Origin of the sequence: Aquicoccus sp. SU-CL01552, assembly GCF_040365005.1 — a bacterium.
In the GTDB taxonomy this organism is placed as follows: domain Bacteria; phylum Pseudomonadota; class Alphaproteobacteria; order Rhodobacterales; family Rhodobacteraceae; genus Antarcticimicrobium.
In genome coordinates this window covers 1-1673 of record NZ_BAABWV010000045.1, presented here as the reverse complement: position 1 = coordinate 1673, position 1673 = coordinate 1, and the positions used below count along the sequence as shown (strand labels likewise).

Sequence of the window (1673 nt, the reverse complement as noted above, 5' to 3'; positions counted from 1 at the left end):
TCGTGACATGATCCGCTCACCGAAGAGCTTCAGGCAGTTCATCTGCGCCTCGACCCGACTTCGGACATGGTAGCCCGCCCACTTCTTCCAGAGTGCCCTACCGAGGTGGCGCGTGGCGCGCAGGATCTCATTTCGCGCCAATGCGGCGGGGCAGTCTTCTTTCCACGCGCGGCCGTTGCGGCGGATCGGTAGTGAGGGCATGACTGCCATTGATGGGATGGATGGCGCCCGCTTCCGGCATCGCAACGTGCCACACTGGGTGCTGTACAGAGTCACCAATGAGGGGAGCCATCTATGAACGATATTTCCACAATCGGAGTCGACTTGGCGAAGTCTGTTTTCCAGCTGCACGGAGTGGATGAAACGGGAAGGCCCGTTCTGCGCCGGCAACTTCGACGCAGCCAGATGCTGGAGTTCTTTCAGAACCAACCGGGCTGTCTGGTTGGTATGGAGGCCTGCGCCAGCGCGCACTACTGGGCACGCGAACTGACGAAGCTTGGGCACGAGGTTAGGTTGATGCAGCCTTCATACGTCAAGGGCTATGTGAAGAGGGGTAAAACAGACCAGGCCGACGCGGAAGCAATCTGTGAAGCCGTCAGCCGTCCGTCGATGCGGTTCGTGCCGGTGAAATCCGAGAACACGCAGGGCCAGCTTGTCATCCACAAGGCGCGCGAATTCCTGGTGCGCCAACGTACGCAGATCGTGAATGCGATTCGGGCACATCTCGGGGAGTTCGGAATCGTCGTCCCGAAGGGGATCCAGAACACCGGTCGCCTGATTGAGGCCTGCGACAAGGCAACGCTTCCAGGTGCCGCTCGCAAGGCATTGAACCTGCTGGCCGATCAGCTGATGGACACGAAGAAGAAGATTGAAGATCTGACTGCTGACGTGGCCAGCGTCGCCGCGTCCGACGAGGCCGCTCGGCGCCTGCAAACGATCCCGGGCATCGGCCCGATTACCGCCAGCGCTCTGGTTGCCTCGCTGCCGGACGTCTCAGATTTCCAATCTGGCCGGGATCTCTCCGCCTGGATCGGCCTGACGCCAAAGCCCCACTCAACGGGAGGCAAGGAGCGGCTCGGGCGAATCTCGAAGATGGGGAACCGGTATCTGCGACGCCTGCTATATCTCGGTGCCATGGCCCAGGTCAGTTCTCGGCGCCGCGGCGAACCGGGCCACGATTGGCTGTGGCAGATCATCCAGCGCAAGAAACCCAAACAGGCGGCAATCGCCCTGGCCAACCGCATGGCCCGAACGGTCTATGCGCTGATGAAGAACGGAACGGAATTCCAGGCAGCCAAAAGCGCCTGAGCAGACCCGGGAGCTATAGCCCCGACAGAAAGGCAAGTGCATCGTGAGATGATGGCAAATGGCGGACATATCGCAGAGGACACCCTGTTCGGACCGGAGCGCCGAAGAGCGCGTGCCATTGATTGGGACCAAAGCGACCGCGGAATTCATCAGGGCGCGCAGTCAGAGCACTGCAATTTCGACGCCGTATACATGGCCGCAACCGACCAGACGCCGGACTTGACCGATCCGACCTTGCCCCGCGGGCGCCATCCATACACGGTCCGAAGGAATGCCCGAACGCATCGGCGCCGTGCTCGGTGATCGCGGCATGGCATCGCCGCGTGTCGTAGGCGCCGTCCGCGGTGACAGTGGCGATCTCTTCA

At 61.6% G+C, this 1673-nt stretch carries 1 protein-coding gene and 1 pseudogene; one reads left to right on the top strand and one right to left on the bottom strand.

The genetic code is table 11. The annotated features are described in order from the left end of the window. Nucleotides 1-192, bottom strand: a pseudogene (locus ABWV23_RS22305) (IS5/IS1182 family transposase); the annotation flags it as partial. A gap of 102 nt (nucleotides 193-294) precedes the next feature. On the opposite strand from ABWV23_RS22305, the gene ABWV23_RS22300 reads away from it, so the two are divergent. Next, the gene (locus ABWV23_RS22300; protein ID WP_353351900.1) at nucleotides 295-1308 is read left to right on the top strand and encodes an IS110 family RNA-guided transposase; all 1014 of its coding nucleotides are present in this window, start codon (nucleotides 295-297) and stop codon (nucleotides 1306-1308) included. Nucleotides 1309-1673 lie beyond the last annotated feature (365 nt).

What these genes read in the sequence shown, in the direction of transcription:
- ABWV23_RS22300 (WP_353351900.1), top strand. Translation starts at nt 295, where the DNA reads ATGAACGATATTTCCACAATCGGAGTCGACTTGGCGAAGTCTGTTTTC.